This window comes from Allobosea sp. GW821-FHT09G06 (assembly GCF_059416005.1).
The window spans coordinates 396,014-422,238 of sequence record NZ_JBWKOI010000003.1 but is presented as its reverse complement, the minus strand read 5'-3'; the positions used below and the strand labels follow the sequence as shown (position 1 = coordinate 422,238).

Sequence of the window (26,225 nt, the reverse complement as noted above, 5' to 3'; positions counted from 1 at the left end):
AAATGCGGAAACCATCGAAGCGCTGCATCGAGGTCCGAAACCGCGTTCGTGACGCGGACCCGGCGGGCGCTGCCGCCCGCCGCCTCGCAAGGATCTGACGGCCTCAGGCGGCGCCGACCCCGCCGAAGACCATGCGGCCGCGGTGGAAGGTCGCGCTCCGCTCCGGCAGACGCGCCACCGCCTCTGCCGAGCAGCTCGCCGGAACCAGCGTGAAATCGGCGGAGTCGCCGGCCTTGGGCCAGGCCCGCTCGCCCTTGTCGGTGAGCGGCAGCACGCCGCCGGTCGCGATCGCCAGCGCGCGGGACAGGCGGAATTCGTCGCTGCCGCGATAGAGCTGTGCGTAGAGATTGGCCTTCTCGAGCATGTCGGCGCGGCCGAAGGGCGACCAGTGGTCGATGACGCTGTCGGTGCCGGTCATCACGAACACGCCCTTGGCGGTGAGCTGCGGCAGCGGCATTGTCGAGGCGCCGAGCGGCACCGTCGAGGCGATGCTCATGCCCTGGGCGGCCATGCGCGTGGCGGCCTCGTCAAGAGCGCCCGGCGACATCGTGGCCAGCGCGAAGCCGTGGCTGATGGTGACCTTGTTGCGCAGCGCGGGGTTCTTCTCGACGGTCGCGATCATGCGCAGGATCGCCGCGACGCCGGCCGGGCTCGACTCGTGCAGATGGATGTCGACGCCGGTATTGGTGTCGAGCGCGATCTGGAACATCGCGTCGAGCGACTTCTCCATGGCGCCGTCGACATTGGTCGGGTCGAGGCCGCCGACATAGGCGACGCCCATGCTCATCGCCTCGCGCATCAGCTTGTCGACCTTCGAGAGCAGCAGGCCGTGCTGCGGGAAGGCCACGATCTCGCAGTCGAAATCGGCGCGGTGCTTCTCCAGCGCGCGCTTCAGGTTTTCGAGGCTCTTCAACCCGCTGACCGGGTCGATATTGCAATGGCTGCGCGCGACCGTGGTGCCCTTGGAATGGAGCAAGGCGATGAGCTGCTCCGCGTGCTTCTGCGAGTCCGGCAGCAGTTGCGGGATCAGCTTCTCCTCGCGGACGATCATGTCGAGGATCGTCTTGCCCTGCCGCGGCAGCGGCGCCTGCCAGGCGCGGCCATAGAAGGTCTTGTCGAGATGGATGTGCATGTCGCGCATCGCAGGCAGGGCGAGCTGGCCATGGGCCTCGTAGCTCGGCACGCCCGCCGGTAGCGTGGCGCCGGCCGCATGGATCGCGGCGATCTTGCCGGCCTTGACCTCCAGGGCGTAGAGGCCCGAGCGGGTGCCGGTCACGATGTCGCCGTCGTAGACGAAGCCTTCCTCGAGCCGGACGCCGGTCAGGAGATAGTGCTGCTCGGTCGGCATGCTCTTGCTCGCCTCGGACGCAGGCTTGGCGGAGGTAGGCTTTGCATTGGCCGGCTGCGCCTGCGCGGCCCCGCTCGGCAGTCCCGCCATCACGGCGCAGGCGGTGGCGAGGCCACCCGTCCGGCCGATGAACGAACGCCTGCTCTGATGATGTGCCAGTTCCATGGGTCGCCGCCTCCTTGTGATTGTTGCCGACGCCATAAGGCTGAAGCCGGCATTTTGGCAGCGATATTTGGCAATGCTGGCGATTGCGATGCTCAATGCTAGCGTCCTCTACGGCTCTAGATGGCAATAGGCAGCCAGCCGCTCGGCCAGGATCGCGGTCGAGGCCGGCGCATCGTCACGGTAGTACAGCGCGAGCTCGAAATCGGTCATCTCGGCGAAGCCTTCAGCCGCGCCTAGAACCCTGTGGCCGGGCAAGCGGCAGCTGGCGGGCAGCAGGGTCATGCCGAGCCCGGCCGCTGAAGCGGCGGCGAGCGCGGCGAGGCTGCCGCTGCAATAGCCGATGCGCCAGCGCATCCCGAGCCGATCAAGCGCCCCACACAATTCGTCGCGATAGAGCCCGCCGAGCGGGAACATCGCCAGCGAGACCGGCGCGCGCTCGATAGCCGGATGCTCCCGGCTGTCGAGCCAGAGCAAGGGCTCGCGCCTTGCCGCACGCGGCGGCTGGCCGCGCCGCTGCTTCACCAGCACGAGGTCGAGCTCCTCGCGCTCATAGGCCGCGCGCAGATCGGCGCTCAACCCGCTGCTGACATCGAGCCTGAGATGCGGATGCGTCCGGCTGAAATCGGCGAGCAGATCGATGGTCGGCACGGCGAAATCCTCGGGCATTCCCAAGCGCAGCACGCCGTCGCGCCAGACGCCGGTCAGCGCATCGTGAGCTTCCTCATTGAGGGCGATGATGCGCCGCGCATAGCTCAGGAGGCGCTCCCCCTCCTCGGTGAGCTGGACCTGGTGCGACGATCGCTCCAGCAACGGGCAGCCCAGCAGATCCTCCAGGCGCTTGACCTGCAGGCTGACGGTGGATTGCGACAGCGAGACCCGATCGGCTCCGCGCGTGAAGCTCAGCGTCTCGCAGACCGCGACGAAGCTGATCAGCACCTGCGGATTGAACATCGGGTAGCGATTCATGCGTTCGTCGCTCCGGGTGCACGCGCCGCGAAGCTCGTGATTACCGCGACAGACGGTTCTGCTGCAACGAACGTGCGCTGATCGCTCAGATCTTCGCGCGCGGATCGTGCTTTGCGATGCGCGCCAGCAGGTAGTCGACCTCGGCCTTGGCCGCGGCACTGAGGACCGAGCCCGGCTTGCGCTGGGCGTCGTGACTCAAGATGCCGCGCTTCATCATCGTATACTTGCGCACGGCAAGGCCCACGCCCTGCTGCTGCTCGTAGCGCATCAGCGGCAGGTGGGCGTCGAAGATGTCATGCGCCTTGTCGCGCTTTCCGGCCTTCTGCAGGCGGACCACGTCGATCAGCAGCTCCGGGAAGGCATAGCCGGTATTGGCGCCGTCGGCGCCGCGCTCCATCTCGAAATCGAGGAAGAGTCCGCCATTGCCGGTCACGATCGAGATCGGCCGCAGCGAGCCTTCCTTCTGGAACTTGCGCAGCGTCGAGATCTTCTCAAGGCCCGGCCAGTCCTCGTGCTTCAGCATCACGCAGGACGGGTTGTCCATGACGATCTTGCGGATCACCGCCGGCGTCATCACGACCGAGAGCGTCAGCGGATAATCCTGGATGACGAAGGGGATGTCGCTGCCGATCGCCTCGACGGCCTGCGCGTAATAGCCGGTGATCTGGTCGTCGGTGCGCAACGAGGGCGGCGGGGCGATCATCACGCCGCCGGCACCGAGGTCCATGACCTGCCGGGCGAGCGAGCACATCGCCGCGAAGCCGGGCGCCGAGACGCCGACGATGATCGGCTTCCCGCCCATCCGGGCGACGCAGCGCTTGACCAGCTCGACCGCTTCCTCGGGCTCCAGCTTGGGCGCCTCGCCCATGATACCGAGCACGGTGACGCCGTCCGAGCCGATGTCGTGATAGAACTGGAACAGCCGGTCGGCCGAGGCCCAGTCGATGCTGCCATCCGGATTGAACGGGGTCGGCGCGATCGGGAAGACGCCGGAAGCGTCGGGGGTCAAGCGCATGATGCGGTCCTTGTCCTAAATTCAGTCGAAGCGCAGTGCCGAAGGGCCGACCCAGCCGGGCATCTGGTCGGCCCTCGCCGGCGCGAAGATCTCGTAATAGGTGCAGCCTTCCGGGCCGGTCCCGACCGCGCAATGGCGTGAGCCTGCCGGGAAGAACACCATGTCGCCGGCCCGCGCCTCGACGATGGTGGCGTCGATCGTCAGCCGGCACAGCCCCGAGACCATGACGAGAATCTGCTCGTTCTCGTGCCAGTGCGGCCTGCCGTCGAAGACCGCGTCCGGCGCGGTCGTGATCAGCACCGCGGAGATCTTCTCGCCCGATATCGCGCGGCGCTCCGAGCCCGGGCGCATTCCCTGCGCCCCGGGCAGCTTGTCCCAATCGATCAGCATGATGTCCTCAGATGCTCGGGATGAGGCCGCCATCGACGCGGATGACCGAGCCGGTGACATAGGAGGCGCGGGCGCTGGCGAGGAAGGCCACGACATCGGCATATTCCTGCGGATCGCCATAGCGCCCGAGCGGAATCGAGGCCGTGCTGGCAGCCGCGACCGCCTCGACACTGCGCCCTTCGCGCTTGGCCTTCTGCTCGTCGAGGAAAGTGATGCGCTGGGTCGCGACGCGGCCGGGCAGCACGATGTTGACGGTCACCCCGTCGCCGCCGACCTCGCCGGCCAGCGTCTTCGACCAGCCGAGCAGCGACATGCGCAAGGCATTGGAGAGGCCGAGATTCGGGATCGGCGCGACGACGCCTGACGAGGTCGAGGTGATGATCCGTCCCCATCCCCGCTCCCGCATGCCCGGCAGCACCGCATCGGTGATCGCGATCACCGAGAGCACCATGCCGTCGAAGAACTTGCGCCAGAGCGCGCCACCCTGTCCTGCGGCCGGCGACGGCGGCGGCCCGCCGGTCATGTTGACGAGGATGTCGACCGGCCCGAGAGCCGCCTCGATCGCTGCGAGACGCTCCGGGATGACCGAGAGATCGGCCAGATCCCAGGCCAGCGCGCTGGCATCCTGTCCGCGCGCCTTGATTGCATCCGCCGTCGCGGCAGCTGCCATGGCGTCGATATCCGCGACCGCCACGCGCGCGCCCTCTCCCGCCAGCGTGCGGGCGATCGCACTGCCCAACCCGCCCCCGCCACCCAGGACGAGCGCCACCTTGCCTTCGAGGCCGAGATCCATGATCCGCCCCCTCAGCCGCGAACGCGGTAGGTGTCGATGATGCCGTCCTTCGGCTCGAGGCCGAAGCCGGGCGCCTGGCTGACGGTCAGCCAGCCATCCTGCGGCTGCGGCACCTCCTCGAAGAGGGCGTTGTAGGTCATCCACTTGTGGAAATGGTATTCGACTAGGCCGCCATTCGACAGGCCGGCATGCAGCGCGATGTTGTGCGGGCCGTTGCCGTTGCCGTGGCTGAGCGGGGTGTTGAAGGCCTTGGCGAGGGCTGCGATGCGGATCGCGGCGGAAAGCCCGCCATCGTTGTTGATGTTGGGCTGGATGAAGTCGACCGCCCCCGCCTGCAGCAATTGCAGCGCAGTAAACCTCTCGTTCTCGGCCGCCGCGACCGCGATCGTCGTCTGCTTGCGCAGATGCGCGAGGACAGCCGGGTCGTTGTAGTAGATCGGCTCCTCGATGAAGGCGATGTCGAGTTCCTCGCAGAGCTTGCACAGCTTCACCGCCTCCGCGATCGACATGCGCAGGTTGCCATCCATCGACAGCTGGATGCCGGGCCCGATCGCCTCGCGCATCGCCTTCATGCGGCGATAATCGTCCTTGGGATCGGGGATGGCCTGGCGGCCGACCGTGTTCTTGACATGGTTGTTGCCGAGCTTGACGAGATGGGCGGCCTCGGCGGCGAGTTCCTCGGCGCTGTAGACCGGCGCGCCGTCATAGGCCGCGCCATGGGTGACATAGACCGGGACCCTGTCGCGCGCGCCGCCCAGCAGGACATGGACAGGCTTGCCGAGCGTCTTGCCCTTGATGTCCCAGAGGGCGATGTCGATCATCGCCAGGGCCGAGACGAAGGCGCGCCCAAGCGGCCGCTCGAAGATATGCCGGTCGAACAGCGTCGGAATCCGCTCCGTCCGGAAGGGGTCCTCGCCGAGGATGCGCGGGGTGATGTATTTGTCGATCAGGTCGGTCACGACCGGGTGGGTGTAGCCGCTCGTCGCCCAGCCGACGACGCCGTCATTGGTCTCGATCCGCAGCAGCATCGCGCCTTCCTTCTTGGGCAGGTCGCGGAACGGAGGCGGCTGGATCGGGATGTTCTTGAGCTGGTGGATCTCGATCTTGGCGATCGTCTGACGGCTCGACGCGACCTGCGTCTCGAACATGAATGTCTGGTTGAGCATCTGCAAAGCCCTGCACAGCGTGTGACTGGGCCGAGCTATAAGCAGACGCATTTCGATAGCATAATCGAATTATCGAACCGATTATTCTGATTTCCGCATCGGTTTCGGCCGGCGCGGGCCGGAGAGCTTCATCCTGGCATCACCGGCCGTCATCGCCTTGATGAGCTCGACGAGGCGCATGGCGGCCGGCGAGAGCATATGCCCGCGCACCCGCACGATGCCGAAATGCTGCGTGATCGTCGGCTCGACGATCAGCATCTTCTGGACGCGGTTCGACGTCACCGTCCGGGCCGCCGAACCGGTGAGGATCGACGCGCCGAGCCCGGCCTCGGCCAGGGCGGCAAGGGTCTGCCCCTGGATGCACTGGTAGCGCGTCTTGAGCGTCAGTCCCTTTTCCTTGGCCGCCTGGGCGACGAGCTGGGCCATGACCGTCGTCGCATGGAACTGGATGATCGGCAGCTCGGCGAGCTCGGCGAAGCTGATCTGCTCGCGATCCTCCTTGATCAGGCTGCGCGGTACGAGCGCCAGGATCGGCTCGACGATGATCGGCTCGAACTCGAAATCGCCATCTCCCACCACCGGGCCGATGGCGAAATCGACATCGCCATTGCGCAGGCTCTGGAACAGCTCGACCGATTTGAGCTCCTGCAGGACGATGCGGACACCGCGATATTCCTTCTCGAAGGCGGCGAGGATGGGCGGCAGCCGCGTGGCCGCCAGCATCGGAGCGCAGGCGACCGCGACCCGGCCGCGGCGCATATCGGCGACCTCGCGGATATTGCGCAGGCCAAGCTCGATCTCGTTCACGGCCCGGCGCGCGTTTTCCAGCAGCTGCTCCCCCTCAGCAGTCAACTTCACTCTGCGCGTCGTGCGGTGGAACAGGGCGACACCGACCTGGTCTTCCAGCTGCTTGATCTGGGTGCTGACCGCCGACTGGGAGCGCGAAACCAGGTCGGCCGCCTCACGGAAGCTGTTGTTTTCCGCAACCAGCAGGAAGGTCTGCAGCAGTTTGAGGTTGACCCGGTTCGAACCCAGCGTGCTGTCGGACATGGCGCTTCTGTTCTGAAAATCAAACTAATCATCCACATTAATGAATTTATTGAGCGGCGCAAACTTCGCTAGGTTTCAATCCAAGCCGCCCATGAGCGGCAATGGTCCTGAATCCACGAGACCAAGGGAGGGTTTCATCATGCCATCTTCGCGACGCACCGTGACAAAGGGGCTCGCTGCCGCACTGGGAGCCGGAGCGCTGATCGCCCTGCCCGCCATTGCCGTGGGACAAAGCGGCTACGCGCCCAAGAGCGATGTCCAGATGGTCATCTCCTACGCGCCCGGCGGAGGGCTCGACCTGTTCGCGCGCAAGGTGATCGACATCATCCGCGAGGAGAAGCTCGCGCCTGTGGTGATCAAGCCGGAGAACCGCTCCGGCGGTTCGGGCGCCGTCGGCTGGGGTTGGGTCAAGGCCAACCGCAACAGCTCGAACGAGACGCTGACGCCGATCAACACCGCCTCCATCCTGACGCCGCTCCAGGTGCCCGGAGCGACCGGCTGGAAGGATCTGCGCCCGCTCACCAACATCATGGCCGAGGACTATGTCGTCCTCGTCCGCGGCGACTCCAAGTTCAAGAATTTCGCCGAACTGGCGGCGGCGGCGAAAGCCTCGCCCCAGGCCGTCTCCTTCGCCGTCGGCGGAATCGGCGACACGATTGCCGCCCGCGTCGTCGCCAAGGCGATCGGCGCCGAGTTCAACCTCGTCACCTTCAGCGGCGGCGGCGAGACGACGACCGCCTTGCTCGGCGGCAATGTCGACGCCACGATCAGCAATCCCGGCGAATATCTCGGCCAGCTCGGAAGCGGCGCGATCCGGGCGCTCGCGACGACACGCCAGGCCCGCTACGAGGGTGAGCTTTCCGCCATCCCGACCCTGGCCGAGCTCGGGCATCGCAATGCTCTCGTCCAGAACTGGCGCGGCTTCGCCGGTCCGAAGGGAATGTCCGACGACGCGGCCAGATACTGGCAGGGCGTCTTCGACAAGGTCATCGCGTCCGACAAGATGAAGAAATACATCGCCGAGAACAACGCGGCCTTCGAGATCCACAGCGCGCAAGGCTATCTCGACTACATCGGCAAGCAGGAAGTGGTGTTCAAGGAGCTGATGGCGAAATGACCGCGTTCAGGAATGTCCTGCGCTCCCTGCGCTCCGGCGAAGGCGTGCTGCCGCTCGCTCTCATCGTGCTGGGCGCCTACTGGATGGCCGAGGCGCTCCGCCTCGGCCTGTGGAACGGGGCCCGCCCCGATTCCGGGCTGATGCCCTTCATCTACGGGGCGCTGATGATCGTCTTTTCCGGAGCCGTGCTCATCTTCATCGGGCATGAAGGGCCGGCCGGCGACCAAGAGCCGATCGGAAAGCCCGCGCTGCTGATCGGCCTCATGACCCTGACCGTGCTCGGCTTTCCGTTGATCGGTGGTGTAGCCTCCCTCTTCCTGATGACGGCCGTGACCTATGTCGCGATCGAACGCCTGCCCCTCGTCCGGTCGATCGCGACATCTGCGGCGGTGACCGCCGTCTACTACGTCGTCTTCGACCGCTGGCTGTCCGTGACCCTGCCGCAAGGCCCCTGGGGATTCTGACCGATGGACCAACTCGCGAACCTGGCGGGCGGCTTCGCCACCGCCTTCACGCCCTATTACCTGATGATGTGCTTTGCCGGCGTGATGATGGGCCAGATCATCGGCGCGCTGCCGGGCATCGGCCCCTCCGCGGCGATCGCCTTGCTGCTGCCCCTGACCATCGGCGCGGACCCGACGGGCACGCTGATCATGTTCTCCGGCCTCTATGCCGGCTCCCAATATGGCGGCACGCTGACCGCGGTCCTCCTCAACGTCCCCGGCGAGGCCAGCAGCGTGATGACCGCGATCGACGGCCACAAGCTCGCGCAGCAGGGCCAGGCCGGGCCGGCGCTCGGCATGGCGGCGCTCGCCTCCTTCATCGCCGGAACTTTGGGCACCGTCGGCCTGATGCTGCTCGCGCCGCCCCTGTCCAAGCTCGCGCTCGCCTTCGGGCCGCCCGAGTATTTCTCGCTCGTCCTGCTCGGGCTGACCGCGCTTGCCGCGGTCGGGGGCTCGGTGGCGAAGGGGCTGGCCGGCGGCATGCTCGGCCTCGTCATCGGCACGATCGGCATCGACAAGCAGAGCGGCGTCGGTCGCTACACCTTCGACCAGCTCTGGCTGATCGACGGCATCGATTTCGTCATCATCGCCGTCGCCATCTTTGGTGTCGGTGAGGTTCTGGCGACCTGCCGCGACACCGCCTCGCAGAAGGCGATCGAGGTCGGACCGGCCTTCCCGACCCGCGAGCACTGGCGGGCCTCGCGCTGGTCGATCCTGCGCGGAACCCTGGTCGGCTTCATCGTCGGCATCCTCCCGGCTGCGGGAGCGACGATTGCATCCTTCATGGCCTATGTCGTTGAAAAGAAGGTCTCCAAGACGCCCGAGCGTTTCGGGCACGGGGCGATCGAGGGCGTGGCCGGACCGGAGGCCGCCAATAACTCCGCCGTATCCGGCAACATGGTGCCGATGTTCGCGCTCGGCATCCCGGGCTCCGGCACGACCGCTCTGATGCTGGGCGCGCTGATCATGTTCGGCATGCGGCCCGGCCCCGACATGTTCACCACCAACGCGACGCTGATCTGGGGCGTCATCGCGAGCCTGTACATCGCCAATGTCCTGCTCCTGATCCTCAACATGCCGCTTGCCGGCGTATTCGCCCGGCTGCTCAACATCCGCTACAGCTGGCTTTATCCGCAGATTCTCGCGATTTGCCTGCTCGGCGCCTTCGCCAATTCGAACAGTCTCCAGGATTGCTGGCTGCTGATCGGCTTCGGCGTGCTGGGCTGGCTGATGAAGCGCTTTTCCTGGCCGGCGGCGCCCCTCGTCCTCGGGCTGGTGCTGGGGCCGATCTTCGAGACCGCCATGCGACAAGCCCTCTCGATGTCGCGCGGGGATTTCTCGATCTTCGTCACGCGGCCGATCTCGGCACTGCTGCTGGCCGTCGCGATCGCCAGCATCGTCATGCCGGCCACGGCCGCCCTGTTGCGGCGCCCGAAAGCCGCGGGCGCCTAGGTGGGGTCATTCCACGCGCGATGCGAGCCGCCCCGGGCCACTGCCCTGGGGCGGCAATCAGCGTTCACCGAAACGCTGGGGCGGACACGGAAACCGGCCTTCTCTCCTTCTGCGGCAAACAGCCGGACCCGTGACCACGCGCCGTCAACGTGCGCGCGACTTCGGATCGGCGGCATCGCGCAAGGCATCGCCGAGCAGGTTGAGTGCGAACACCGTCGCCAGGATCGCAAGGCTTGGGAAGACTGCCAGCCACCAGGCGTCGAGGATGTTCTCGAAGCCCTCGCGGATCATGCCGCCCCAGGTCGCGGCCGGCGGCGGCACGCCGAGCCCGATGAAGCTGAGCGAGGCTTCAGTGCGGATGGCGGAGGCGAGCCAGAGCGAACTCATCACCACGACATCGGAGAGCATGTTGGGCAGGATGTGCCGCGTCATGATCCGGAACGGGCCGCAGCCATAGGAGCGGCTCGCCTCGACGAAGTCGCGCTGGCGCAGCGTGATCGTCGGGGCGCGGGCGACGCGGGCGAAGGGCGCGATCTCGGTCACCGCGATCGCGATGATCAGGTTCTCCAGGCTGGCCCCGAGCATGGCCGCGATCATCAGGCCGAGCAGCAGCGTCGGGAAGGCCAGCATCACGTCGAGCACGCCCATGACGATCTGATCGAAGAGGCCGCCGATATAGCCGGCGACGACGCCGATCGCCGTGCCGACCAGCATCGCGATCAGGATCGCGAAGAAGCCGACGAAGAGCGAGATGCGGGCGCCGTAGATCAGGCGCGAGAGCACGTCGCGCCCATAGGAGTCGGTGCCGAGCCAGAACTCGGCCGAAGGCGGCTCGAGCCGGGCGACGATGTTCTGCTCGAGGGGATCATGCGGCGCGATCCAGGGCGCAAGCGCCGCGACGCAGATGATGAACGCAAGCAGGACCAGACCGATCCAGGCGAGCTTGTTCTGGCTGAAGGCGAGCCAGAGGCCGCCCGGCCGGATGTCGACGGTGGTGGTGGCGACGGCGCTCATGTGTATTTCACCCTCGGGTCGACGAGGCCATAGGCCAGGTCCGTCAACGTGTTCACGACGATCACGCAGATGGCGAAGATGATCATCAGCCCCTGCAGCAGCGTGTAGTCGCGGGCGTTCAATGCACCGATGATCAGCTTGCCGAGGCCCGGGCGGTTGAAGATGATCTCGGTCAGCACGGAATTGCCGATCAGCGTGCCGAAATAGAGCCCGACCACCGTGATGATCGGGATCAGGCTGTTGCGCAGCGCATGCGTCACGACGAGCTGGCCGGGGCTGACGCCCTTGGCGCGGGCGGTGCGAATATAGTCCTCGGTCAACACGCCGAGCATCGCCGCGCGGGTCACGCGCATCACATAGGCCGTCATGATGATGCCGAGATTGAGCGCCGGCAGCGCCAGCGCCCGCAGCCTCTCCGTCAGGTCGCCGGAGCCGCTGGTATTGCCGAGCACGGGGAACCAGCCGAGCTGGATCGCGAAGACGATCAGCATCAGGATGCCAGAGACGAAGGCTGGGAAGGACAGGCCGACCAGCGAGACGACGCGCGCGACATAGTCGACCCAGCCGTTGCGGGCGAGCGCGGCCGCGACGCCCAGCGGCAGGCCGAAAGCGAGGCCGATCACGATGGCCGCGACCGTCAGCTCGATGGTCGAGGGCAGGACGAGCAGCACCTCCTGGATGACATTGCGGCCGCTGCTGAGCGACTGGCCGAGATCGCCGGTCAGAACCTTGCCGATGAAAGCGAGGTACTGGACATGGACCGGCTGGTCGAGGCCGAGCTTCTCGCGCAAAGCCGCGAGCGAAGCGGCGCTCGCCTGATCGCCGAGGATGACGGAGGCGGCGTCGCCCGGCACGAGCCGGACCAGCACGAAGATCGCCGTCAGCATCACGAACAGCGTCGGTATGGCGAGCAAAAGACGTCTGACGAAGAAGCCTGTCATGCGGCGACCCTTTCCTGCATCAGGCGTTGCGGTGCGAAGGCTGCGATCTCGCGGCGGGTGCGGCCCTCGACGACGAGTTCGGCGAGGATCGATCCGACGACCGGCACGAGCTGGAAGCCGTGCCCCGAGAAGCCGAAGGCATGGACCAGCCCGGCAACACGGGGCGAGGCGCCGATCACCGGCAGGTGATCGCGCGTCTGCGCCTCGATCCCCGTCCAGCAGCGGGCGATGCGCACGCCGCGCACGGCCGGGAAGAGATCGCTGGCGGCGCGCGCGCCCTTGGCGAGCTCGCGGAAATTCACCGTGCTGCGCTCCCGGTCGAGATCAGCCGTGCCCTGCAGGCCGCCACCGATCACGAGCGTGCCCTGGCTCGCCTGCTTGAAGGAGAGTGCCCGGCCGACGACGCTGACGACAGGGGCAAGCAGCGGCGCGAGACGCTCCGTCACGATCATCATGGAGGCGCGCACACCGAGCGCGATGTCGTCGCCGAACAGCGCCGCGAGCCGCCCCGCCCAGGCGCCGGCCGCATTGACGACGACGGGCGCGCGAAAGCGGCTGGCGCCGCAGACCAGCAGCCAGTCCTCCCCCTGCCGGTCGACCGTCTCGACGCCGCAGGCCTCGGCGATGACGACACCCTCTGCCTCGCAGGCGCGGCGAAAGGCCAGGATGGTCCGGTGCGGATCGGCGGCGCCGTCGCGCCGCGCCACCAGCGCACCGACGCAATGCGGGCTCAGCGCCGGCGCCAGGCGACGCAGCTCCTGCGCGTCGATCAGCTCCTCATGCGCATAGCCGAGACCACGCATCCTCGCCTCGCGCTGGATCAGGGCCGGCATGTGCTCGTCCCGCTCCGCGACATTGAGCTGGCCCTGCGCCTGGAAGCCGCAATCGTCGCCGACGATCTCCTCGATCCGGTGCCACATCGCCATGGCCTCCAGCGAGATCGGCACCTCGGCGAGATCGCGGTTGAGCGTGCGCACCCCCGCAGCGGTCGCACCCGAGGCGTGACGGCCGGTCCAGCGCCGCTCGATTACCACGACGCGCCGGCCGGCGCGGGCCAGATGCAGGGCCGCGGAAAGGCCATGCAGGCCGCCGCCGATGACGGCGACGTCGAAGCTTTCCGCGTTCATGCGGCCGGCTCCCGCTCGTCGAGGCTGGCAAGCTCGCCGAGCGTCACCGGCTTCAGCGGTGGCCGGATGCGGTAGAAGCCGACCTGCTCGACCGGCCTGTCCTGAACCGCGGCGACGATATGGGCCATGGTGTAGCCGCATTGCCGGCCCTGGCACGGCCCCATGCCGGCGCGAGTGAAGGCCTTGAGCTGGTTCGGGCCGGGCCGGCCCTGAGCGGCACGCATGCGCAATTCACCGGCCGTGACCTCCTCGCAACGGCAGACCAGCGTTTCGTCGGCCGGTGCGAAGACCTGAGGGCGCGGCGCATAGAGCGCATCGAGGAAGGGGCGCAGCGCGAGCGCGAGCGCCAGCGTGGCCCGCTCGGTTCGTGCCGCCGTTTCAGCGGAGCCCTCACCCAGCTTTCCAAGCCTGCTCGCGACCCGCAGTGCCGCGAGCCGCCCACGCGGCTCCGCCGCCTCGGCCCCGCCGATGCCAGCGCCATCGCCGGCGACGAATATCTTCGCCTGCGTGGTCTCGCCCCAGGCGTCGAGCACCGGCACCTGACAGTGCTGGCCGGCGTTCCATGTCATCGCACAGCCGAGCGCGAGCGCGGCGTGGATGTTCGGCACGACACCTTCATGGACGAGCAGCACCTCGGCCGCGACCTGTGCCTCCCGTCCGTCCTCAGTGCGGTAGCGCAGGCTTTCGAGGCGCCCGTCGCCCTCGGCGCGCAGCTCCGCGATGTGACGGATGATCGGGAAGCCGGCCCGCTTCAGCGCGAGCGACCAGGACAAACCCTTCAGGAGATCGCCGAACCGCCCGATCGCCTGCGGCAGATGGCGCAAGGCCGGTGCGAGGCGACCGCGAGGCGTGGTGTCGAGGAAGCCGGCGATCCGCCCGCCCGCCGCGACGAGCTGCGTCATGTAGAGCAGCGGCAACGGCCCGCAGCCGGCAATCCAGACCGGCTTGTCCGGCACGGAATCGGCGGTCTTCAGCAGGATCTGCGCGGCACCGACCGTCAGCACGCCAGGCAGCGTCCATCCCGGGAACGGCACGGGGCGCTCCTGCGCGCCGGTGGCGAGGATGATCGCCTCCGCCGTGACGCTGCGGGCCTTGCCGTCGCGGCTCAGGAAGGCGCGAAAGCCGGGCTCGATCTGCCAGAGCTGAGCCTGCGGCTCGTAGAGCGCGCCGCAGGCGCGGAAGGCGGCAGCCCGGTCGACGCCCGCACGATAGGCTTCGCCGAGGCGAGCGAGGCGCGGCGTCGCGGCGACGGTCTCGATGGCGCGCCAGATCTGGCCGCCGGGCGCCGGCTGGTCGTCGACCACCCGCACGGAAAGGCCGTGCTGGCGCGCCGTCACGGCGGCGGCCATGCCGGCCGGCCCGGCGCCGACGATCAGGAGATCGGTATGGCTGAGGTCGGGATGCGCGTTGCTCATACCGAGAGGCTCCGGCGGCCCTGCTGTCGGGTGACCGACATGCCGTCCCGCACCGGCGTCAGGCATCCCTGCACGGAACCCTGACCATCGACCTCAACGAGGCATTCGAAGCAGACGCCCATCATGCAATAGGGCGCGCGGCGGCTTTCGGAGACCGGCGTCGTCCGGCTCCAGCCTTCGGGCTGGCGCATGAGCAGCGCGGCGATGCTCTCGCCGGCTTCGGCCCTGACCGGGCGCCCGTCGATATGGACCGTCACGGTTGCCGGCCCCGGATCATGCAGCTTGCGGAACATCGAAGCGTCTCTGGTGGAAGGGGGAAAAGCTCTCGGGCAGCGAGCCGGCGGCGATCGCCCCGGCCAGCATCTCGGCATGGAAGGCCGCGAGCGTCACGCCGGAATGGCAGAGTGCGACGAAGGCGCCGGGATGACTCTCGGACTGGGCATAGATCGGGTAGCTGTCGGGCGTCATGATCCGCAGGCCGGCCCACTGCCGGATGAGTCCGACACGCGCGAGCGCCGGGATCATCCTGACCGTCTTGCGGCTCAGCCCGGCCGCCGCCTCCGTCGTCGTCGAGGCGTCGAGGCCGACCCTGTCCTTGGTCGCGCCGATCATCACGGTGCCCTCGGTCGTCTGGCGCAGGCCGCTCACCGGCAGCGGCAGGAAGGGGGCGAGCCGCTCAGTGACGAGAACCTGGCCGCGTTCCGGGTGCACCGGCACGTCGAGCCCAACCTGACGGCCGAGCTGCGTCGAGCCGAGGCCGGCGGCGATGACGATACGCGGCGCGCTCACGGTCTCACCGGCCAGCACGAGCTGGAAATCCGCTCCGGCCTTCTCGATCCGCTCGACCGGCGCACGGTGGCGGATGCCGCCGCCGAGGCGCAGCAGCCCGCCATGCAGCGCGGCCAGAAGCCGGAGCGGATTGGTGTGGCCGTCATGGCGGCCGAAGCTCGCGCCCGACACGTCGGGCCCCAGCCCCGCCTTGGGCAGAAGGCGCTCCAGCGCCGGCCGGTCGAGCATCTCCCAATCCGGCTCGCCGGCGCCGCGCTGGTTATGGAGGCGCATGAGTTCGAGGCGCCGCTTCTCGAAGCCCTCCTCCCCCAGGCAAAAGGCAAGCCCCCCGTTCTGCTCGTAGCAGAGATCGGTTCCGGTCTCGGCTTCGAGCCCGTCGGAAAAGTCGCGCCACAAGCCGATGCTGTGGCGTGTCAGGGCCTGATAGGCGGGCATGCCGAGCCCCTTGCCCTGTAGCCAGACCAACCCGAAATTGGCGCGTGCGGCCCGGAAGTCGCCATCCTCGCCATCGAGCAGCAGGACCTTCTCCGCCCGCCGCGCGAGGCCGTAGGCGATAGCCGCCCCGACCGTTCCCCCTCCGATGACTATGATGTCCGGCCGCATGCGAATTTCCCTTGCCGGCCGTGACGTTAGGAAGCCATGTTGTATTTCGTCAAAGTCGTATTTCTCTCCCTTCTATTCTTCAGGGTTATGGCATGGTCAGGCGGCTCAACCTGCGACAGGTCGAGGCCTTCAAGGCGGTGATCGAGTACGGCACGGTGAGCCGCGCGGCCGAGATGATGAACATCTCCCAGCCAGCGATGAGCAAGCTGATCGCCCATCTCGAAGAGGATACGGGCTTGCGCCTGTTCGACCGGGTCAAGGGCCGGCTCGTGGCGACGCGGCGCGGCATGCGGCTCTACGAGGAGATCGACCGGATTTTCGCAGGCGTCCGGCAGGTCGAGAACGCCGTCGACGCCATCCGCCGCGACGAGCAGAGCCGGCTGCTGATCGGCGTGATGCCGGCCCTCTCTGGCGCCTTCATCCAGCAGGCGACCTGCCGCTTTCTCGCGAGCCAACCGAAGGTCTTCTGCTCGGTGCAGTCGCGCAGCTCGCAATGGATCGCGGACGGGCTCGTCACGCGCAAGCTCGATGTCGGCTTCACCGTCGCGCCGATCGACAATCCCTATATCGTCTCCGAGCCGCTGATGGCCCATCCGCTCGTCTGCATCATGCCGCTCGGGCATCCGCTGGCGGAGAAGAGCGTGATCAAGCCCGCCGATATCGACGGGGTCGACTTCGTCTCATTCGATCCGGAGAGCTTCACGAACCGACGGATCGGTCAGGTCTTCGACGCCCATGGCGTCGCACCCAATGTCGTCATGGTGGTGAGCATTTCGCCGACGCTGTGCGAGTTCGTCGCCGCCGGCGTCGGCATATCACTGGTTCACCCCTCGGCCGTCGGGGGCCTGCGCGGCAGGGTCGCGATCCGAAGCTTCGAACCCGCAGTCAAGCTCGACTTCCAGCTGTGCCGCATCCGCGACAGCCGCAACGCCCGACTGGTCGACGCCTTCCTCGAAGGCGCCCGGTCCGCAGCCGAGGAGATCTCGCGGACGATCCTTATGCCGGACTGAGCCGGACGGTCGCGAGCGCGCGCAGCAACTGCGCGCGGTCGCCCGCGCGCAGTTGCGCCGTCAGGGGGGACAGGCGGAAGGCCGCGACATGGCCAAATCCGACACGCGATCTCCGTCGTTTCGCATCTCGCGTCCGCTTCAGCGCGCCTTCAGGGTGGCGGCTTCCGTGATCGGCGGAGCCAGGTTCATCGACCCCTTCAGCTCATAGCCGAAATCGAGCCGGTCGCTGCGCGCCCAGACCTGCCGCAGCTCGAATAGCGGGATGGCGCAGACATCCTCCATGATCTTGCGCTGGGCTTCCTTCCACAGGGCCTTCTGCGCCTCTGCATCCGAGGCGGTCCGCGCCTGCTCGATCTCCTGGTCGCCAACCTTGCAATGCGAGAAATTGGTCGCAGCGGTCGGCGTGTTCACCGTGGCGCGCGAGTGGAAGAACTCGCTGAGATAGGTGTCCGCGATCGGAAAGCGCGCCGCGCCGTAGAACACCACGCCGCTCAGGTCCTTGCGCGTCTGGCTCTGATAGGTCGCGTGGTCGACGACCTGCATGTCGAGCTTGATCCCCGCCTTGGCGAGCTGCGCCTGGATGATCTCCATGATCGGCTGCTGCGCCGAGATGTTGGAGACGATGGCCTTGACCGTGATGCCCTCCTTGTGGCCGGCCTCGGCCAGCAGGGCCTTGGCCTTGGCGAGGTCGAACGCGTAGCGGACGGAGCAATCCTCGCCGAGATAGCCGGGCGGCACGACCGAGCAGCCCTTCGGCCCGACATCCTTGCCGACATAGCGCACGAGGTCGTCGACATTCACGGCGGCGGCGATGGCGCGGCGCACGCGGATATCGTCGAGCGGCGGCACGCTCTGGTTGATGTGGAGCAGCCGGTATTCGCCCGGCCGGAAAATCTCGATGTTGAATCCGGGGCGCTTGCGGGCGGAATCGACCCAGCGCTGCTCGCGCTTGGCATACATCAGATCGACCTCGCCCGAGGTGAAGGCGAGCTCGCGGGCGCTGTCCGAGGGAATGTTGCGCACCATGATCGTGTCGATCTTCGGCTTGCCGCGGAAATAGGTCGGGTTGGCGGCGAGCTTCACGTATTGCTGGGTCACCTGTTCGACGAAGGCGAAGGGACCAGTGCCAACGGGGCGGCCGCCGAACTTGTCGCCGAGCTGCTCTGCGGCCTTGCGGCTGACGATGTTGCCGCCGTGATAATTCGTCACCCGCCCAAGGAAATTGACGTCCGGATATTTCAGGGAGACCCGCACGGTCAGGTCATCGAGCTTCTCGACTTTCTCGATCGCCGCGAAATCCGAGGAAAAGGTCGAGCGCTTGGGATCGGCCGAGCGCTGGAGCGAATAGACGACGTCATCGGCCGAAAGCGTGCCCCAATCGCCCTGGAACCTGACGTCCTTGCGCAGGTGGAAGGTCCAGACCCTGCCGTCCGGCGACTGCTCCCAGCGCTCGGCCAGGTCCGGCTCGATATCCTTGGGGTCGGCGCTGCCCGGCTTGAAGCGGACGAGCGCGTTGTAGATCCAGCCGACCACGCTCTTGTCGCTGGTGGCGCTGGCGCGATGCGCATCGAGCGTCGAGACGTCGCCGTCGGCGGCAACGCGCAGCACGGCTTCCTGGGCCTGCCCCGGGGCCGGCAAGCATGCGGCGAGCATCAGACCAGCCAGACCGATGACGGAATTCTTCATCATGCTACCCCCTCGATTTCTCGTCTTTGAGCCAGTGTGGGCGGAGCGATCCCAAGCTGTCCAAGTCGAAATCGGGCGGAGTGTATTCTGATTGGTTATGGTCCTCCCGACGATCGGCGGCGTTGTCTTGCAAATCTCCAAAGGTCTCGATTGCAGCTGAACTCTGACCTTGGACGTTTCAGCGGCCGTGTTCAGCCTACCGCCAAAGGGTCGCGCGTCATTCCGTGACGCTCGACAGGCCGGACAGCGAGGACAGGGGCACGACGGGAACCATGATGCGGGACGGGCGCGCGCCGTCGCAGAACACCGTGTTGCGGGCGATCCGCCGCCGGCGCCCCTGCCCTTCCGGGTCGAAGGTATTGGGGTTCACATCGAATTTCGGGAAGTTCGAGGAGGAGATGTCGAGTCTGATCCGATGCCCGGCCTTGAACAGCGCCGCCGTCGCGAAGGGCTCGATGGTGATCCGGAACGGCACCTCCGGCTCGATCGGCTCCGGCTTCTCCCAGGACTGGCGATAGCGGCAACGGAAGATGCCGTCCGTCAGGTTGAGCGCGAAGCCGGTCGGATAATCCACTGAGGGCGGATGCATGTCGACCAGCTTGGCGGTGAAATCCGTGTCGAGCGCGTCGGAGGCGACCCAGAGCTCGACCGTGATCGGCCCGATCACCGCCATGTCCTCCTCAAGCGGCAAGCTTTCGAAGGCGAGCACGTCGCGCCGCGCTATCAAGGGCATGCCGGCATCGCGCGAGCCGAAGAAGCGCGGTCCCTCGCGCTGGTCGAAGCCGCCGCCCTCGAAGATCGGCTGGCCGCTGGTCAGCGCGCCGCCGATGGTCGGCACGGGGTCGGCCGGGTCGAAATCATAGGTCAGCGGCGCAGCGTCAGGAGCCGGCGCGTCGCGCGAGAGCCGGCCGTTGGCGTGAATGTACCAGGCTTGCTGGTCCGTGCCGGGCAGCGGCCAGTGCGAGGTCTCGATCCAGCGCCCGCCTTGGACGAGGCGCCCATCGGCATCCTTCTCGCCCGAACCGCCGCCCATCAGGAACAGGCGTAAGGTCGGGTCGGCTTCCAGCCCATTCGGCTCGTCCCTGAGCCAGCGATCGAACCAGCGCTTGCGGAAATCGAGCCAGTTCGCGCCGACATTCCCGTCGAAGGGCGCGGCCTCGCCGAAGGAGACATCGCCCGCGAAGGTCGACTGGCGGTTGCCGTGCAGCCCGGCCCCCATGATGACGTTGAGATGCCGGCGGCCCGAAGCACTGAGGCCCGCGAAATTGTCGAAGGTGGTCTTCACATAGACGTCGTACCAGCTCGACATCAGCAGGATCGGGATGTCGGGCACCGCGTCGTAGAAGCCCTCCAGCCACAGGCCCGGCCGTTTCCATTCCGGGCCGAAGGTGCCGGCTCGCCACTGGTCGAGCAGGTAGGTCTCGTATTCCGGCACCCAGCGCACCGGCGAGCGCCCCTCGCTCCACGGCATCACGCGGAACCAGGCGTGCAGGTTCTCCGCCGCGAGGCCGGCCGCCACGACGGGGTCGGCGAGCGCGTCCGGGCTTTCCTGCGCCCGGTTATAGGCCCAGGTCGCCTGCTTGAGCTCGAAGGCGCCGCCCTGGCGGATGCCGCACGAGAAGGCGTTGGAGAAGCCGCCGGAATCGAGGATCATGCAGGCAAGGCCGGGCGGCGTCAGCGAAGCCAGAGCCGCTTGGGTATGGGCGGCATAGGACAGGCCCATCGTGCCGATCCGGCCGTTGCACCAGGGCTGGCCCACGATCCAGGCACAGGTGTCGTAGCCATCCTCGGCATCGGAAACGTATTTGACGAACTCGCCCTCCGAGCCGTAGCGGCCGCGGCAATCCTGATAGACCACCGCATAGCCGGCCCGGACGAAATGGGCTGCGACATCGGCGCGGGCCATCGGCTTAGCGTCGTCGCGACCGATCTCGGAACGCGAGCGCTCGGCCTTGCCATAGGGCGTGCGCTCCATCACGACCGGGAAAGGCCCCGGAAGCGCCTGCCCATTTTGCGCCGGCAGGTAGACATCGGTGGCGAGCCGGACGCCGTCCCGCATCGTCACCATGACGTCCTTCAGCGTGACGACGTCATCGCCGCTCTCCGGAGCGACGACGGGACTGGCGGCCTTCATCGATTGCGGGCTCACTTCGCCAGCCCCGCCCGCGCCGCCGTGGTGTCCTCGGCCATGTTGGCCTCGTAGGTGATGTTGGCCTTCGAGGCCCAGGCGATCTTCTGCCAGTAGAGCGGGATCACCGGCAGGTCGGCGAAGACTGTCTTGGTCGCAGCCTGGATGCCGGCGATGCGCTTGCCCTCGTCGAACTGCGTCAGCGCCTCGGCCAACGCCTTGTCGAAGGCCGGGTTGGAATAGCGCGCCCGGTTGAAGCCGCCGGTGCCGGCCTTCGAGTCAGCGGTCATGAACAGGTTGCGCATGCCCGGCCCCGCGGTCGGCGTCGTCGTGCCCAGCGAGAAGATGAAGGCGGAGAAGCTCTGCCGGCTCGCGGCGCTGGCATAGACGTTATAGGGCTGCGTCATCACGCCGTTCACCTTGATGCCGCCGCGCGAGAACATCTGGCCGATCGCCTGCGCGATATCCTTGTCGCCAGCGAACCGGTCGTTCGAGGAATGGATGGTGATGCCGAAGCCGTCCTTCAGCCCGGCCTGCTGCAGCAGGGTCTTGGCGCCGGCAAGGTCGTTGGCGACCGGCTTGAGCGCGGGGTCGAAGCCGGCGACGCCTTCAGGCACAAGTTGGCCGGCCGGCACGCCGGCTCCATTCAGCAATCGCTCGACGATCGCCGGCACGTTGATCAGCTTGGCCAGCGCCTGACGCACCCGCAGGTCCTGCAGGGGGTTGGGCTTCAGCGGCTTGCCGTCCTTGTCGGTGACGAAGGGGCTCTCCTCGCGCGCGGTGTCGAGGGCGAGGTAGATCAGGCGGGCCGAGGGGATCGCGTGGACCTTGAGCCCCGCCGTCTTCTCCAGCACCGGCAGATCGGCCGGCGGCACGCCGTCGATCAGGTCGACCGCACCCGAGCGCAGCGCCGCCACGCGGGCCGCATCATTGGCGATGAAGCGGATCGTCACCGTCTCGAAGGCGGGCTTCGGCCCCCAATAACCCTCGTTGCGGGTCAGGATGACGCGGTCGCCCGGCACCCATTCCTTGAACTTGTAGGGGCCGGAGCCGACGAGCCCGTCGCCCTTGTTGTAGTCCTGCAGGCTCTTGCCCGCGGCGGAGGCGCGCTCGAGGATGTAGACGAAGCCGACCCGCTCCATCAGGTCCGGCGTCGGCACCTCGGTCTTCACCTCCAGCGTCGTCGCGTCGATCGCCTTGGCCGAGACCACGCCCGAGACGTTGTTGGAGAACGGCGCCGGGCTGTTGGGCACGTTGCGGGCGCGCTCCAGCGAGAAGGCGACATCGTCGGCCGTGACCGGCTTGCCGCTCTGGAAGCGGGCATCCTTGCGCAGGTTGATCCGCCAGGTCGTCGGCTCGACCGCCGACCAGCTCTCGGCGAGGCTCGGCTGCATGCGCAGATGCGCATCGGTCTCGACCAGCCGGTCGAAGATCTGCATGGCGATGTTCTGGTTGGGGCCAGTACGCGAGAACAGCGGGTCCATCGCCGAGGGTTCGCTCGCCGTGCCGATGACGAGGTCGGCGGCCTGGGCGATACCCGCGCTGCCGAGCCAGGCGGCGCTGGCGAGCAAGGGCAGGAGCGCGGTGAGGCGAGGCTTGGCGGTCGGGCGAAGCTTGGAGGTCATGCGATATCTCCTCTTCAGGCGCTGCCGCCGGCCGTGAGCGATACGGCGGCGGCCTGGTTGAGATGGCAGGCGCTGAGATGTCCCTCAGCGATCGGTTCGAGTGCTGGCCGCGCCTGGGCGCAGGGCGTGAAGATGCGCGGGCAGCGCGGATGGAAGGCGCAGCCGGAGGGCGGATGTAGCGGCGAGGGAATTTCGCCGCGGATCGGCGTGAAGGCGCGGCGGCGCTCCTTCACCGAGGGCAATTCGCGCAGCAGGGCGGCGGTATAGGGGTGGTTCGGCGCGGCGAAGAAGGCATCGGCCGGCGCGGTCTCGACCACGCGGCCGAGATACATGATCGCGACGCGGTCGCTGATATGCTTCACCACGCTGAGATCGTGGCTGATGAAGAGATAGGTCAGGCCGAGCTCCTCGCGCAGATCCATGAACAGGTTGATGACCTGCGCCTGGATCGAGACGTCGAGCGCCGAGACCGACTCGTCGCAGACGATCAATCGCGGCTTGACCGCGAGCGCCCGGGCGATGCCGATGCGCTGGCGCTGGCCGCCGGAGAACTGGTGCGGGTAGCGCTTGCGGTAGGAGGGGTCGAGCCCGACCTTCTCGAGCAGCTCCGCCACATAGTCGTCCACCTCCCCTGCCCGCACGAGGCCGTGCACCCGTGGCGCCTCGCCGACGAGGTCGACGACGCGCTTGCGCGGGTTGAGCGAGGACATCGGGTCCTGGAAGATCACCTGCACGGCCAGGCGCATCTCCAGCGCCTCGCTGCGCGAGAGCGAGGCGACGTCCTTGCCCTGCCAGAGCAAGGTGCCCTCGGTCAGCGGCAGCAACCCGGCCAGCAGGCGGCCGAGCGTGGACTTGCCGCAGCCGGATTCGCCGACGAGGCCGAGAACCTCGCCCTGCCGGATGGCGATGTCGACGCCTTCGACGGCATGGACGGTTTCTTCGGAGATGTTCGCGCCAAGGACACGGGCGAGCTTCTCCGCCGCGTCGAGCCCGCGGGAAAAGCGCCGGACGAGGCCGCGTCCTTCGATCAGGGCTGCGGTCATGCTGCTGCTCCGGACACGAGCGGGTGGTGGCAGCGGAAGCTATGGCCGCTGCCTTGCTGGCTCGGCTCCTGCTGGCAGATGTCGCTTGCGGCGAAGCAGCGGGTCCGGAAGGCGCATCCGGCGGGCCGTGCCAGCGGAGACGGCGAGAGGCCGGGGATCGGATGCAGCCGCTCGCCGCGCGCCGCGTTGGCCGGCAGCGCTTCCATCAGGCCGCGCGTATACGGGTGTGCGGGCCGGTCCAGCACATCGTCGGTGGCGCCGGTCTCGACGATGCGGCCGGCATACATCACCGCGATCCGGTCGGCGAGGCTCGCGACCACGCCGAGATCGTGGCTGATCCAGATCAGCGCCATGCCGAACTCGCTCGCCAGCCGGCGCACCTCGAACAGGATCTGGCCCTGGATGGTGACGTCGAGCGCGGTCGTCGGCTCGTCGGCGATGATCAGATCGGGCCGATGCAGCAGCGCGATCGCGATGGCGACGCGCTGGCGCATGCCGCCCGAGAACTGATGCGGATAGGCCTTCAATCGCTCCTCGGGCGAGGGAATGCCGACGAGACCGAGCGCATCGCGAGAACGCACCCGCGCCTCTTCCCGCGAGACCGCATCATGGGCGAGCACGGCCTCGACCATCTGCGTCTCGATCGAGAGCACCGGGTTGAGCGTCATCATCGGGTCCTGGAAGATCATCGCGATCTTCTTGCCGCGCAGGCGCCGCAACCGCTCGGTCGGGAGCCCGACGAGGTCCTCGCCCTGGAACAGGATGCGCCCGCCCGCGACCCGTCCGGGCGGCTCGATCAGGCCCAGGATCGAGAAGCCGGTGATCGACTTGCCTGAGCCGGACTCGCCGACGAGCCCGAGGATCTCGCCACGATCGACGCTGAAGGAGACGCCGTCCACGGCGCGGACCACGCCCGCCGAACTGGCGAACTGGGTTTCGAGATTCTCGACGACAAGCACCGGGGGCATGGCTCAGCGCTCCGCGAGACGGGGATTCAGCACCTCGCGCAGCCGGTCGCCGACGATGTTGATGCTGAAGACGAGGGTGAGCAACAAGAGCCCGGGATAGACGCTGATCCAGTACTGGCCGGCGAGCAGGACCTGATAGCCGTTGGCGATCAGGAGGCCGAGCGAGGGCTGGGTGATCGGCAGGCCGATGCCGAGGAAGGACAGCGTTGCCTCAGCCGAGATCGCATTCGCGACCTGGAGCGTGCCGATGACGATGAGCGGCGAGAGGCAGTTCGGCAGGAGATGGCCGAAGAGCATGCGCGGCCGCGACAGGCCGAGCATCCTGGCCGCCTCGATATAGTCCTTGCCCTTCTCGACCAGGGCCGCGGCGCGAACGGCACGGGCGAACATCGCCCATTGCACCAGCACAAGCGCGAAGATCACCTTGCCGACGCCCTGCCCGAGGATGGCGAGCAACATCAGCGCGACGAGCAGGGTCGGGAAGCCCAGCATCAGGTCGACCAGCCGCATGATCGCGGTATCGATGCGCCCGCCGAAATAGGCGGCCGAGAGACCGAGCACGGTGCCGACGACCAGCGCGACGAGACCGGCGAGGACGCCGACGAAGAGCGAGGTCCTGAGGCCGTAGATCATGGCCGAGAGCATGTCGCGGCCCTGCACGTCGGTGCCGAACCAGTAGACCGTGCCGCTCATGCTCTCCGAGCCGGGGGGCAATTTCGAATCCATGATGTCGAGCGTCGAGAGGTCGTAGGGGTCCTGCGGGGCCAGCGCCGGGCCAAACACCGCGGTCAGGATCAGCAGGATGCAGATGACGGCGGCGATCGTCGCCTTCGGGCTCTTCAGGACGCCGGCGAGCGAGCGCGCCAGCAGGCTGTCGGCATCGGGGCGCAGCGCCGCGAACAGGGCGGGTTTCGCAAGGGCCATCAGTTGCGCCCCAGCCGGATGCGCGGATCGAGGATCGAGTAGAGCACGTCGACCGCAAAATTGAGCACGATGAAGAGGCTGACGACGACGAGCAGATAGGCGACCACCACCGGCCGGTCGAGCCGCATGATCGAATCGATCAGCAGCTTGCCGATGCCCGGCCAGGCGAAGATCGTCTCGGTGACGACGCCGAAGGCGATCAGCGAGCCGATCTCCATGCCGATCACGGTGACGAGCGGGATCATGATCGTCTTCAGCACATGCACGAGCACGACCCGGCGCTCGGTGAGCCCCTTGGCGCGGGCGAACCTGACGAAATCGAGCGGCATGGTTTCGCGCACGCCGGTCCGCGTCAGTCGGATCACCAGCGAGAGCTTGAACAAGGCGAGGTTGGTCGCCGGCAGGATCAGGTGGCGGATGCCCTCCCAGGAGGCGAAGCTGGTCTCGATGCCGAAGATCTGCCCGGTCGGCCCGCGCCCGCTCGAGGGCAGCCAGCCGAGCCAGACCGAGAAGATCATCACCAGCATCATGCCCTGCCAGAAATTCGGTAGGCTGAAGCCGAGGATCGAGCCGGTCATGATCGTCTCGTCAACGACGGAGCGCGGCTTCAGGCCGGCGATCAGACCGAGCGGGATGCCGATGACAAGCGAAATCAGGATCGCGACCAGCGCCAGCTCCAGCGTCGCCGGCAAACGCTCGAAGATCAGCGAGATCGAGGGCTGGTTGAAGACGAAGGAACGGCCGAGATCACCCTTGAGCGCGTTGCCGAGGAAGGCGAGGAACTGCACCGGCAGCGGCTTATCGAGACCGAGCGAGGCTTCGACCTGGGCCCGCTCGGCCGGGGTGGCATCGGGCGCGATCAGCATCTCGGCGGGATCGCCGATGGCATAGACGCCGACGAAGACGATGACGGCGGTCGCCGCCAGCACCAGCAGGCTCTGCATCAATCGTCGAATGACGAAGACGGTCATCGATGGCTCCCGGCGT

At 67.5% G+C, this 26,225-nt stretch carries 24 protein-coding genes; 4 read left to right on the top strand and 20 right to left on the bottom strand.

What is annotated here, in order from left to right; genetic code table 11:
* Positions 1 to 103: 103 nt before the first annotated feature.
* The 7 genes from AC07NY_RS18225 to AC07NY_RS18195 all read right to left on the bottom strand — a co-directional run bounded on the left by AC07NY_RS18225 (position 104) and on the right by AC07NY_RS18195 (position 6,893).
* A complete protein-coding gene (locus AC07NY_RS18225) occupies positions 104 to 1,513 on the bottom strand; it encodes an amidohydrolase family protein (protein ID WP_494585004.1) in 1,410 nt (469 codons plus the stop codon).
* A gap of 108 nt (positions 1,514 to 1,621) precedes the next feature.
* A complete protein-coding gene (locus AC07NY_RS18220; protein WP_494585003.1) occupies positions 1,622 to 2,479 on the bottom strand; it encodes a LysR family transcriptional regulator in 858 nt (285 codons plus the stop codon).
* 85 nt (positions 2,480 to 2,564) lie between these two features.
* Complete coding sequence (locus tag AC07NY_RS18215; protein WP_494585002.1) at positions 2,565 to 3,494, bottom strand: dihydrodipicolinate synthase family protein; 930 nt, start codon at positions 3,492 to 3,494, stop codon at positions 2,565 to 2,567.
* A 21-nt stretch (positions 3,495 to 3,515) separates the two neighbouring features.
* Positions 3,516 to 3,884 (bottom strand): cupin domain-containing protein, encoded by a 369-nt coding sequence (locus AC07NY_RS18210; protein WP_494585001.1) that lies wholly within the window; start codon positions 3,882 to 3,884, stop codon positions 3,516 to 3,518.
* A gap of 7 nt (positions 3,885 to 3,891) precedes the next feature.
* On the bottom strand, positions 3,892 to 4,677 hold the full coding sequence (locus tag AC07NY_RS18205; protein WP_494585000.1) for an SDR family oxidoreductase: 786 nt from the start codon (positions 4,675 to 4,677) through the stop codon (positions 3,892 to 3,894).
* Positions 4,678 to 4,688: 11 nt separating this feature from the next.
* The gene (locus tag AC07NY_RS18200; RefSeq protein ID WP_492283562.1) at positions 4,689 to 5,843 is read right to left on the bottom strand and encodes a mandelate racemase/muconate lactonizing enzyme family protein; all 1,155 of its coding nucleotides are present in this window, start codon (positions 5,841 to 5,843) and stop codon (positions 4,689 to 4,691) included.
* Between the two features lie 81 nt (positions 5,844 to 5,924).
* Positions 5,925 to 6,893, bottom strand: coding sequence for a LysR family transcriptional regulator (locus tag AC07NY_RS18195; RefSeq protein WP_492283563.1), 969 nt, complete (start codon positions 6,891 to 6,893; stop codon positions 5,925 to 5,927).
* Between the two features lie 139 nt (positions 6,894 to 7,032).
* Between AC07NY_RS18195 and AC07NY_RS18190 the strand changes: the two genes are divergently transcribed.
* Genes AC07NY_RS18190 through AC07NY_RS18180 form a run of 3 tightly spaced genes read left to right on the top strand, consistent with a single transcriptional unit; the run spans position 7,033 to position 9,965 of the window.
* Positions 7,033 to 8,010 (top strand): tripartite tricarboxylate transporter substrate binding protein, encoded by a 978-nt coding sequence (locus tag AC07NY_RS18190; RefSeq protein ID WP_494584999.1) that lies wholly within the window; start codon positions 7,033 to 7,035, stop codon positions 8,008 to 8,010.
* Positions 8,007 to 8,474, top strand: coding sequence for a tripartite tricarboxylate transporter TctB family protein (locus AC07NY_RS18185; protein WP_494584998.1), 468 nt, complete (start codon positions 8,007 to 8,009; stop codon positions 8,472 to 8,474). Before AC07NY_RS18190 ends, AC07NY_RS18185 begins: the two co-directional genes overlap by 4 nt.
* A 3-nt stretch (positions 8,475 to 8,477) precedes the next feature.
* Positions 8,478 to 9,965, top strand: a complete 1,488-nt coding sequence (locus AC07NY_RS18180) for a tripartite tricarboxylate transporter permease (RefSeq protein ID WP_494584997.1) — start codon at positions 8,478 to 8,480, stop codon at positions 9,963 to 9,965.
* Positions 9,966 to 10,109: 144 nt separating this feature from the next.
* Here AC07NY_RS18180 and AC07NY_RS18175 read toward each other — a convergent pair whose 3' ends face one another.
* From AC07NY_RS18175 to AC07NY_RS18150, 6 genes are read right to left on the bottom strand one after another with little or no spacing between them, the layout of a single operon-like run.
* The gene (locus AC07NY_RS18175; protein ID WP_494584996.1) at positions 10,110 to 10,979 is read right to left on the bottom strand and encodes an ABC transporter permease; all 870 of its coding nucleotides are present in this window, start codon (positions 10,977 to 10,979) and stop codon (positions 10,110 to 10,112) included.
* Positions 10,976 to 11,920 carry an ABC transporter permease gene (locus AC07NY_RS18170; protein WP_494584995.1) on the bottom strand — a complete coding sequence of 315 codons (945 nt, stop codon included), beginning with the start codon at positions 11,918 to 11,920 and terminating at the stop codon, positions 10,976 to 10,978. Before AC07NY_RS18170 ends, AC07NY_RS18175 begins: the two co-directional genes overlap by 4 nt.
* Entirely contained in the window at positions 11,917 to 13,047 is a 1,131-nt protein-coding gene (locus AC07NY_RS18165; RefSeq protein WP_494584994.1) for an NAD(P)/FAD-dependent oxidoreductase, read from the bottom strand. The genes AC07NY_RS18170 and AC07NY_RS18165 overlap by 4 nt, the downstream gene beginning before the upstream one ends.
* On the bottom strand, positions 13,044 to 14,462 hold the full coding sequence (locus tag AC07NY_RS18160; RefSeq protein ID WP_494584993.1) for an FAD/NAD(P)-dependent oxidoreductase: 1,419 nt from the start codon (positions 14,460 to 14,462) through the stop codon (positions 13,044 to 13,046). Before AC07NY_RS18160 ends, AC07NY_RS18165 begins: the two co-directional genes overlap by 4 nt.
* A complete protein-coding gene (locus AC07NY_RS18155; RefSeq protein WP_494584992.1) occupies positions 14,459 to 14,755 on the bottom strand; it encodes a (2Fe-2S)-binding protein in 297 nt (98 codons plus the stop codon). Before AC07NY_RS18155 ends, AC07NY_RS18160 begins: the two co-directional genes overlap by 4 nt.
* The gene (locus AC07NY_RS18150; protein WP_494584991.1) at positions 14,736 to 15,854 is read right to left on the bottom strand and encodes an NAD(P)/FAD-dependent oxidoreductase; all 1,119 of its coding nucleotides are present in this window, start codon (positions 15,852 to 15,854) and stop codon (positions 14,736 to 14,738) included. The genes AC07NY_RS18155 and AC07NY_RS18150 overlap by 20 nt, the downstream gene beginning before the upstream one ends.
* A gap of 92 nt (positions 15,855 to 15,946) precedes the next feature.
* Here AC07NY_RS18150 and AC07NY_RS18145 point away from each other — a divergent pair, with 92 nt between their 5' ends.
* Positions 15,947 to 16,864: a LysR substrate-binding domain-containing protein gene (locus AC07NY_RS18145; protein WP_494584990.1), complete on the top strand. Its 918-nt coding sequence runs from the start codon at positions 15,947 to 15,949 to the stop codon at positions 16,862 to 16,864.
* Positions 16,865 to 17,002: 138 nt separating this feature from the next.
* Here AC07NY_RS18145 and AC07NY_RS18140 read toward each other — a convergent pair whose 3' ends face one another.
* From AC07NY_RS18140 to AC07NY_RS18110, 7 genes are all read right to left on the bottom strand, one after another.
* Positions 17,003 to 18,553 (bottom strand): ABC transporter substrate-binding protein, encoded by a 1,551-nt coding sequence (locus tag AC07NY_RS18140; RefSeq protein WP_494584989.1) that lies wholly within the window; start codon positions 18,551 to 18,553, stop codon positions 17,003 to 17,005.
* 214 nt (positions 18,554 to 18,767) lie between these two features.
* Positions 18,768 to 20,684: a CocE/NonD family hydrolase gene (locus AC07NY_RS18135; protein ID WP_494584988.1), complete on the bottom strand. Its 1,917-nt coding sequence runs from the start codon at positions 20,682 to 20,684 to the stop codon at positions 18,768 to 18,770.
* Between the two features lie 11 nt (positions 20,685 to 20,695).
* Positions 20,696 to 22,303, bottom strand: coding sequence for an ABC transporter substrate-binding protein (locus AC07NY_RS18130; RefSeq protein ID WP_494584987.1), 1,608 nt, complete (start codon positions 22,301 to 22,303; stop codon positions 20,696 to 20,698).
* Positions 22,304 to 22,317: 14 nt separating this feature from the next.
* Positions 22,318 to 23,346, bottom strand: a complete 1,029-nt coding sequence (locus AC07NY_RS18125; RefSeq protein ID WP_494584986.1) for an ABC transporter ATP-binding protein — start codon at positions 23,344 to 23,346, stop codon at positions 22,318 to 22,320.
* Positions 23,343 to 24,314 (bottom strand): ABC transporter ATP-binding protein, encoded by a 972-nt coding sequence (locus tag AC07NY_RS18120; protein WP_494584985.1) that lies wholly within the window; start codon positions 24,312 to 24,314, stop codon positions 23,343 to 23,345. The genes AC07NY_RS18125 and AC07NY_RS18120 overlap by 4 nt, the downstream gene beginning before the upstream one ends.
* Positions 24,315 to 24,317: 3 nt before the next feature.
* Positions 24,318 to 25,238: an ABC transporter permease gene (locus tag AC07NY_RS18115; RefSeq protein ID WP_494584984.1), complete on the bottom strand. Its 921-nt coding sequence runs from the start codon at positions 25,236 to 25,238 to the stop codon at positions 24,318 to 24,320.
* On the bottom strand, positions 25,238 to 26,209 hold the full coding sequence (locus AC07NY_RS18110) for an ABC transporter permease (RefSeq protein WP_494584983.1): 972 nt from the start codon (positions 26,207 to 26,209) through the stop codon (positions 25,238 to 25,240). Before AC07NY_RS18110 ends, AC07NY_RS18115 begins: the two co-directional genes overlap by 1 nt.
* Positions 26,210 to 26,225 lie beyond the last annotated feature (16 nt).

Excerpts from the sequence above, each read along its gene's own strand:
- AC07NY_RS18225 (WP_494585004.1), bottom strand. The coding sequence starts at position 1,513 with ATGGAACTGGCACATCATCAGAGCAGGCGTTCGTTCATCGGCCGGACG.
- AC07NY_RS18220 (WP_494585003.1), bottom strand. The coding sequence starts at position 2,479 with ATGAATCGCTACCCGATGTTCAATCCGCAGGTGCTGATCAGCTTCGTC.
- AC07NY_RS18215 (WP_494585002.1), bottom strand. The coding sequence starts at position 3,494 with ATGCGCTTGACCCCCGACGCTTCCGGCGTCTTCCCGATCGCGCCGACC.
- AC07NY_RS18210 (WP_494585001.1), bottom strand. The coding sequence starts at position 3,884 with ATGCTGATCGATTGGGACAAGCTGCCCGGGGCGCAGGGAATGCGCCCG.
- AC07NY_RS18205 (WP_494585000.1), bottom strand. The coding sequence starts at position 4,677 with ATGGATCTCGGCCTCGAAGGCAAGGTGGCGCTCGTCCTGGGTGGCGGG.
- AC07NY_RS18200 (WP_492283562.1), bottom strand. The coding sequence starts at position 5,843 with ATGCTCAACCAGACATTCATGTTCGAGACGCAGGTCGCGTCGAGCCGT.
- AC07NY_RS18195 (WP_492283563.1), bottom strand. The coding sequence starts at position 6,893 with ATGTCCGACAGCACGCTGGGTTCGAACCGGGTCAACCTCAAACTGCTG.
- AC07NY_RS18190 (WP_494584999.1), top strand. The coding sequence starts at position 7,033 with ATGCCATCTTCGCGACGCACCGTGACAAAGGGGCTCGCTGCCGCACTG.
- AC07NY_RS18185 (WP_494584998.1), top strand. The coding sequence starts at position 8,007 with ATGACCGCGTTCAGGAATGTCCTGCGCTCCCTGCGCTCCGGCGAAGGC.
- AC07NY_RS18180 (WP_494584997.1), top strand. The coding sequence starts at position 8,478 with ATGGACCAACTCGCGAACCTGGCGGGCGGCTTCGCCACCGCCTTCACG.
- AC07NY_RS18175 (WP_494584996.1), bottom strand. The coding sequence starts at position 10,979 with ATGAGCGCCGTCGCCACCACCACCGTCGACATCCGGCCGGGCGGCCTC.
- AC07NY_RS18170 (WP_494584995.1), bottom strand. The coding sequence starts at position 11,920 with ATGACAGGCTTCTTCGTCAGACGTCTTTTGCTCGCCATACCGACGCTG.
- AC07NY_RS18165 (WP_494584994.1), bottom strand. The coding sequence starts at position 13,047 with ATGAACGCGGAAAGCTTCGACGTCGCCGTCATCGGCGGCGGCCTGCAT.
- AC07NY_RS18160 (WP_494584993.1), bottom strand. The coding sequence starts at position 14,462 with ATGAGCAACGCGCATCCCGACCTCAGCCATACCGATCTCCTGATCGTC.
- AC07NY_RS18155 (WP_494584992.1), bottom strand. The coding sequence starts at position 14,755 with ATGTTCCGCAAGCTGCATGATCCGGGGCCGGCAACCGTGACGGTCCAT.
- AC07NY_RS18150 (WP_494584991.1), bottom strand. The coding sequence starts at position 15,854 with ATGCGGCCGGACATCATAGTCATCGGAGGGGGAACGGTCGGGGCGGCT.
- AC07NY_RS18145 (WP_494584990.1), top strand. The coding sequence starts at position 15,947 with ATGGTCAGGCGGCTCAACCTGCGACAGGTCGAGGCCTTCAAGGCGGTG.
- AC07NY_RS18140 (WP_494584989.1), bottom strand. The coding sequence starts at position 18,553 with ATGATGAAGAATTCCGTCATCGGTCTGGCTGGTCTGATGCTCGCCGCA.
- AC07NY_RS18135 (WP_494584988.1), bottom strand. The coding sequence starts at position 20,684 with ATGAAGGCCGCCAGTCCCGTCGTCGCTCCGGAGAGCGGCGATGACGTC.
- AC07NY_RS18130 (WP_494584987.1), bottom strand. The coding sequence starts at position 22,303 with ATGACCTCCAAGCTTCGCCCGACCGCCAAGCCTCGCCTCACCGCGCTC.
- AC07NY_RS18125 (WP_494584986.1), bottom strand. The coding sequence starts at position 23,346 with ATGACCGCAGCCCTGATCGAAGGACGCGGCCTCGTCCGGCGCTTTTCC.
- AC07NY_RS18120 (WP_494584985.1), bottom strand. The coding sequence starts at position 24,314 with ATGCCCCCGGTGCTTGTCGTCGAGAATCTCGAAACCCAGTTCGCCAGT.
- AC07NY_RS18115 (WP_494584984.1), bottom strand. The coding sequence starts at position 25,238 with ATGGCCCTTGCGAAACCCGCCCTGTTCGCGGCGCTGCGCCCCGATGCC.
- AC07NY_RS18110 (WP_494584983.1), bottom strand. The coding sequence starts at position 26,209 with ATGACCGTCTTCGTCATTCGACGATTGATGCAGAGCCTGCTGGTGCTG.